This is a genomic window from Actinocrinis sp., from assembly GCF_035938995.1.
Lineage (GTDB): Bacteria > Actinomycetota > Actinomycetes > Streptomycetales > Catenulisporaceae > DASZGI01.
Genome location: NZ_DASZGI010000385.1, coordinates 1 through 6,246, shown reverse-complemented (window position 1 = coordinate 6,246; position 6,246 = coordinate 1). Strand labels below are relative to the sequence as shown.

Below are 6,246 nucleotides of genomic sequence, written 5' to 3'. Positions count from 1 at the left end.
CCAGGCCGCCTCGCGCGCCGACTTTCCGCAGCCGCATGTCGTGCTCTGCCTCGCCGACCGCCCCATCGCGCCGCGCAAGCGTTGGCTCGCCGGATGGAACGGCGCCACCGGACCATGGGCACTGCCCGAGGAGCGTTACGGCCACCGTGCTTCGCAGATCACCAAGGCCGAGGTCAGGGCGCAGGTAGTGGCGCGGCTCGCACCGTCGCCGGGTTCGCTCGTGTGGGATCTGGGCGCCGGGTCTGGATCGGTCGGCATCGAGTGCGCACGGTTCGGCGCCGCGGTGGTCGCCGTCGAGCAGGATGCCGAGTCCTGCTCGCGGATCTCCGCGAACGCCTCCGCGCACGGCGTCGAGATCGCGGTCGTGTGCGGTCGTGCGCCGGAGGTTCTTTCCGCGCTGCCGCGGCCCGACGCCGTGTTCGTCGGCGGGGGAGGGGTCGAGGTCGTGCGCGCGGCACTGGACTTCGCGCCGCGGCGGCTGGTTGTCGCGCTGGCCGCGGTCGAACGCGTCGGCGAGGTCGTCGCGCTGCTTCGTTCGGACGCGAAGAGAGAGGTGGATGGTGTGCTCCTGCAGGCCTCGAGGCTGACTGCGTTGCCAGGCGCCGCGCGGAACCCGGCCACGTCGGGGTCGGAATCCGGAACCCGGTCTGCTCATCGCTTCGCCGCGCAGAACCCGGTCTTCGTGCTCTGGGGGGACTTGCGATGACAGACACGTTATTAACAGGCCCATCAAGTTCTAAAGACTCAACACACGGCACCGTTCCAGCGCAAAAGCTCGGTCTCATAGCAGCGACGAGGACAGGCCAAGTCGCCGCGGATGTGCTCGCGGCGGCGCTCGGGGGATCCGGGCAGTGGGACGTGCGTGTCTACTCCGGTTCGGTGGGGGAGGCGTTGCGGGCGGCGTTCGCTGAGTGTTCCGCGGTCGTGTCGTTCCTCGCGACGGGGGCCACGGTTCGCGTGCTCGCGCCGGTGCTGGGGGACAAGACCACTGATCCGGCGGTGGTGTGCGTCGACGAGGCGCGGCGGTTCGCGATCGCGCTGCTCGGCGGGCATCACGGGGCCAACGACCTCGCTCGGCGTGTCGCGGATGTCTTCGGCCCGGGCTGCCAGGCGGTCGTCACCACGGCTTCGGACGCCATCGGGGTCGCTGCGCTGGACGGATTCGGCGCCGATCTCGGCTTTGGCGTCGCCGATCCGGAGCTGCTCGCCCCGGTTGGCGCAGCCGTTCTCTCCGGCTCGCCGGTGAATCTGCTTGTCGATCGGCAGTGGCCGTTACCCGCACTGCCGCCGAACGTGTGCTCGGACGCTGGTGGCGCGTACACCATTGCCATCAGCGATCTCGCAGACGAGCCTGCGGAGCGGACGCTGCGTTACCGTCCGCCGTCGCTCGTCGTCGGGGTCGGGGCCTCGCGCGGCGCGTCCGCGGACGAGATCCTCGAGACGATCGACGCGGCGCTCGCGGCCGGGAACCTCTCCGCGGTGTCGGTGGCGCGCCTGGCCTCGCTTGATATCAAAGCCTCCGAGCCGGGCCTGGTGGAGGCCGCCGCGCGCCGAGGCTGGCCGGTGGAGTTCTACCCGGCCGCGCAGCTGGCGCAGGTGCCGGTGCCCAATCCGTCACCGGTCGTCTCGGCCTCGACGGGGACCGCGTCGGTCGCGGAAGCGGCGGCGCGGTACGACGGGCCGGGGCGGCCTCTGGCCGATCTGGTGGTCGAGAAGGTCAAGTCGGCGCGGGCGACCGCGATGGCCACCGCGGCGGTCGGGCGGCTTCGTCCGCGCGGGCGGCTCGCGCTGATCGGGCTCGGGCCGGGCGCGCGCGACCTGCTCGCGCCGCGCGCGGTGGAAGAGCTTCGCCGGGCCGCGGTGGTCGTGGGTCTGGACCAGTACCTCGCGCAGATCGGGGACCTGCTGCGGCCCGGGACTCAGGTGGTGGCCAGTGGGCTCGGTGCGGAGGAGGAGCGGGCCCGCGGCGCGGTCGAGCTGGCCAGGACCGGTCAAGCCGTGGCGCTGGTGGGCTCCGGGGACGCGGGGGTGTACGCGATGGCGTCTCCGGCGTTGGACTACGCCGATCGCGACGATATCGACGTGCTCTGCGTCCCTGGCGTCACGGCCGCGACCGCGGCGTCGAACGTGCTGGGGGCCGCGCTGGGCCACGACCACTGCGCGATCTCGCTGTCCGATCTGCACACACCGTGGCCGGTGATCGAGCGGCGGGTGCGTGCGGCGGCGGAGGGCGACTTCGTCGTGTCCTTCTACAATCCGCGGTCGCGTCAGCGCGATTGGCAGCTCGGGGCGGCGCTGGAGATCTTGGCGGCGCGCCGTCCCCCGGGTACGCCGATCGGGTGGGTGCGCAACGCCTCCCGCGCCGATCAGTCATACGGTGTGACGACGCTCGACCTGTTCGATCCGGCGGTGGTCGACATGTATACGGTGGTGATTGTCGGCTGCTCGCAGTCGCGGATCGTGGCCGGCCGGTTCGTGACGCCGCGGGGGTATACGTGGGCGGCTTGATGCCAGACGGCTGTGATCGGCTGATCGCCGTGGTCGGGGCGTGCCAGGGTTGTGGGGCGTGCCTGTTGACCTGCCCCGCGCACGCGATCCGTCCGCGCGGCGGGCGGCTGGCGGTGCGGGCCGATCTGTGCACGGGGTGCGGGGAGTGCATCGAGGTCTGTCCCGTCGACGCGATCGAGTTGGAAGGCGGCGTGCGGTGAAGCCGGTGCCGGTGCGGGCGGTGCATGCGATCGAGCAGGAGTCGTACGCGATTCTGCGGGCGCAGTTGGCCGAGCGGTACCCGTCGGTGGGGGCATGGCCGCCGCTGGCCCGCGCAGTGCTGGAACGTGTCGTGCACGCCAGTGCCGACCTCGAGTACGCGGCAGATCTGGTGCTGCCCGACGAGGGCGTGCTGGCCGGGGCGGTGGAGGCGCTGCGTGGAGGCGCCGCGATCGTGGCGGACGTCGCGATGGTCGCCGCGGGGATCACCGCGCGGCCCGCGCTGTGCCGCATCTCTGATCCGCGGGCGGCGCAACTGGCGGGCGCCGCGGGCCGCACCCGTTCGGCTGCCGCGCTACGCCTTGCCGCCGCCGAGGCCGGGCCGGGCGCCGTGTATGTGATCGGGTGCGCGCCGACGGCGCTGTTCGAGCTGATCGAGCACGCCGAGGAGTTCCAGCCGCGGCTGGTCATCGGTCTGCCGGTCGGGTTCGTCGGCGCGGTCGAGTCCAAGCGGGCGCTGCGGGAGCGCGCGGATCTGCCGTCGGTGTCGAACGTCAGCGGGAAGGGCGGGTCGGCGGTGGCCGCGGCCGCCCTCAACGCGCTGCTTTATCAGGAGATCATGCTTTATCAGGATACTGCCGGAATTGATACGGTGGATTTCGATCAGGAGGCCGTCCGATGACCGCGCTGTTGATCGTCGGGCACGGCACCCGTGACGCGTCGGGCGCCGAGGAGTTCCGTCGGTTCACCGGGCGGGTGGGGCGGCGCGCGGCGCAGCGGCCTGAACTCGGGATCGACGGCGTGGGCGGCGGGTTCATCGAACTGTCGCCGCCACCGGTCAAGGACACGGTCGCGGGGCTCGTCGGCGAGGGGCTTCGGGATCTGATCGCGGTACCGCTGATCCTTCTGGCCGCCGGGCACGCCAAGGGGGACATCCCGGCGGCGTTGGCTCGGGAGCGTGCGCGGCATCCCGGGTTGCGCACGCGGTACGCCCGTGCGCTCGGCCCGCATCCGGTGATTCTGGATTTGCTGCGCGAGCGCCTGGCCGAAAGCAACCGTCCGGACGCGGATGCGATCTTGCTGGTCGGGCGGGGCACCACGGACCCCGACGCCAACGCCGATCTCTACCGGGCCGGCCGGCTGCTGTGGGAGACCACCCGGGATCTGGGTGTGGAACAGGTCGAGCAGGCGTTCGTGTCGCTGGCGCGGCCGTCGGTCGCCGAAGGGCTGGCGCGGCTGCGGCGGCTGGGGGCGCGGCGGGTGACGGTGCTGCCGTTCTTTCTGTTCCCCGGGGTGCTGCCGACCCGGATCGTGGCGCAGTCAGCCGCCGCCTCGGCGGACCTCGGGATGGACGTGACGGTCGCGGGCGTCATCGGGGACTGCGACGCGCTGGCGGATCTGGTTCTGGAGCGGTACGCCGAGGTGGCGCGCGGGCCGGTTTCGGTGAATTGCGACGCGTGCGTGTACCGGATCGCGCTGCCGGGGTTCGAACATCGGGTCGGTGCCGCGCAGCATCCGCACGACCACCCCGATGATCCGTCGCACGCGCACGCCGTGGCTGGGCATGGGGGACACGAGTCAGACGGGGCTCATGCGCATCCGCACATGCATTCGCATGAGTCGGCGCGCGCTCCGGTTCATGCCCCGGCTCCGGCGCCTGCCGCGGCGGGGGCGGCGCAGGGCCATGATTCAGCGGAGAGCCGCCACGCCGAGTCGTCATCCGTGCGATGATCGGACGGCCATGGGACGAGACGAGATGAGCGGGCGCCGTCCCCGGGTCACGGTGCTCGGGTTCGACGGCCAGCCGCCGTCCGCGCAGGCGCGCCGGGCCCTAGCCGAGGCGACGCTGGTGATCGGGAACATCCGCCATTTGGACGCGCTGCCGATTCCCGAGTCGGCGCGGCGCATCTACGCGGGGGGCCTGGCCTCCGCGATCACGCATCTGGCGCTGAACGAGGGCCCGACGGTGGTGGTCGCGTCAGGGGATCCGGGGTTCTTCGGGATCGTGCGGGCGCTGCGGGACCAGGAGATCCCGGTGCGGACGTTGCCGGCGGTCTCGTCGGTGGCCTGCGCGTTCGGGCGGGTCGGGATGGCGTGGGAGGACGCGCTGGTCGTGACCGTCGACGCGGCGTCCGACGGGTCGGACCGGGGCGGTGAGGGCGGGCGCGGGGCGGGGCGGTCGGTGTTCGATCCGTCGCTGGGCCGGCCGGTGTCGTCGCTGCGCACGGCGGCGAATTTGTGCCGCGCGTATCCGAAGGTGGCGGTGCTGACCGGGCCGGGGGCGGGGCCGCGGGAGCTGGCGGCGGAGCTGCTGGGCAAGGACAAGAGCGGACCGGAGCGCACGCTGGTGGTCGCGCAGCGGCTGGGGGAGCCGGAGGAGTCGGTGGAGTGGCTGACCTTGGCGGAGGCCGCGGACCGGCATATCTGGGGTGACCCGAACGTGGTGTTGTGCCTCGACGAGGATCGGGCGTCGGCGCCGCGGTCGGCGCTGGTGGCGGGGTGGGCGGGGCCGCCGGGGGGGTGGGCGCTGCCGGAGAACGCGTTCGTGCACCGCACGGCGCGGATCACGACTGCCGAGGTGCGGGCGCTGGTGCTGGCGCGGTTGGCGCCGCGCCCGGGGTCGTTGGTGTGGGATGTGGCGTCGGGGTCGGGGTCGGTCGGGATCGAGTGCGCGCGGCTGGGCGCGGCCGTGATCGCGGTGGAGCGGGACCCGGACTCGTGCGAGCGGATCGATCTGAACGCGACGATGCACGGGGTGGAGGTGCGGGTGGTGCGCGGTCAGGCGCCGGCGGCGTTGCTGGATCTTCCTCAGCCGGACGCGGTGATGGTCGGCGGCGGCGGGGTCGAGGTGATACGGGCCGCGGTGAACCGGGATCCACGGATCGTGGTGGTGACGCTCGCGGCGATCGACCGGGTGGCGGAGGCGAAGCAGGCGCTGAAGGCGTCCGGGCGGAAGGTCGACGGGGTGCTGCTGCAGTCGTCGCGGCTGGCGGCGCTGCCGGGCGACGCGCATCGTTTCGCGGCGGTCAATCCGGTGTTCGTGCTCTGGGGTGAGCGGGCGTGAGCAGCGATCTTCGCCCGGGTGTGGGGGTGCGGGCGGGGCGTCAGTCTTATGGGTGGAAGCCTTCACCCGCACGGCCCGCCGGATGGTTCCCGGTTCGGCGGGGCGTGGCCAATACTTGCTCAGTGCGCGGTGCGGTCCGGGGCGCGGAACGTCTTGCGGGGCCGTCGGTGGATGCCGGTAGGGTACGTGATCGCCTCGCGGCGGCCGGGGGCGGGCCGCCTGAGCCCGGTGCGCGGCCGGTTTCGGTGTGGGGGCGGCGCCGGATGGCGGAGCTTTTTGGGAACGAGGAGGCGCGATGAGCGGCACCGACGAGTTTGGCACCGAGCAGTTCGGTGCGGGTGAGTTCGACCGTGCCGCGGGGGAGTCCGGTGGGCCGGGTGCGCCGGGGCGCAGGGGGCCGCTGGGCGCCGTGCCTTTGAACAATGCGGCGGCCGCGAACAATGTCACGGCGCTGCGACCGGGACGGCAGGGCGGCC

At 72.8% G+C, this 6,246-nt stretch carries 7 protein-coding genes; all 7 read left to right on the top strand.

From position 1 onward, the window contains the following. The coding region (locus tag VGZ32_RS26715; RefSeq protein WP_326888979.1) for an RsmD family RNA methyltransferase at positions 1-706 on the top strand (706 nt) is incomplete at its 5' end. Between the two features lie 113 nt (positions 707-819). Continuing rightward, positions 820-2,508: a precorrin-3B C(17)-methyltransferase gene (gene cobJ, locus VGZ32_RS26710; protein WP_349263765.1), complete on the top strand. Its 1,689-nt coding sequence runs from the start codon at positions 820-822 to the stop codon at positions 2,506-2,508. Then, a complete protein-coding gene (locus VGZ32_RS28950; protein WP_349263764.1) occupies positions 2,508-2,708 on the top strand; it encodes an indolepyruvate ferredoxin oxidoreductase subunit alpha in 201 nt (66 codons plus the stop codon). The genes cobJ and VGZ32_RS28950 overlap by 1 nt, the downstream gene beginning before the upstream one ends. A gap of 5 nt (positions 2,709-2,713) precedes the next feature. Further along, entirely contained in the window at positions 2,714-3,388 is a 675-nt protein-coding gene (locus VGZ32_RS26705) for a precorrin-8X methylmutase (RefSeq protein ID WP_414642607.1), read from the top strand. Further along, a complete protein-coding gene (locus VGZ32_RS26700) occupies positions 3,385-4,437 on the top strand; it encodes a sirohydrochlorin chelatase (RefSeq protein ID WP_326888976.1) in 1,053 nt (350 codons plus the stop codon). The genes VGZ32_RS26705 and VGZ32_RS26700 overlap by 4 nt, the downstream gene beginning before the upstream one ends. 10 nt (positions 4,438-4,447) lie before the next feature. Next, positions 4,448-5,770 carry a precorrin-6y C5,15-methyltransferase (decarboxylating) subunit CbiE gene (gene cbiE / locus VGZ32_RS26695; RefSeq protein WP_326888975.1) on the top strand — a complete coding sequence of 441 codons (1,323 nt, stop codon included), beginning with the start codon at positions 4,448-4,450 and terminating at the stop codon, positions 5,768-5,770. 295 nt (positions 5,771-6,065) lie between these two features. Next, a partial coding sequence (locus VGZ32_RS26690) for a hypothetical protein (protein WP_326888974.1) occupies positions 6,066-6,246 on the top strand: 181 nt, incomplete at its 3' end.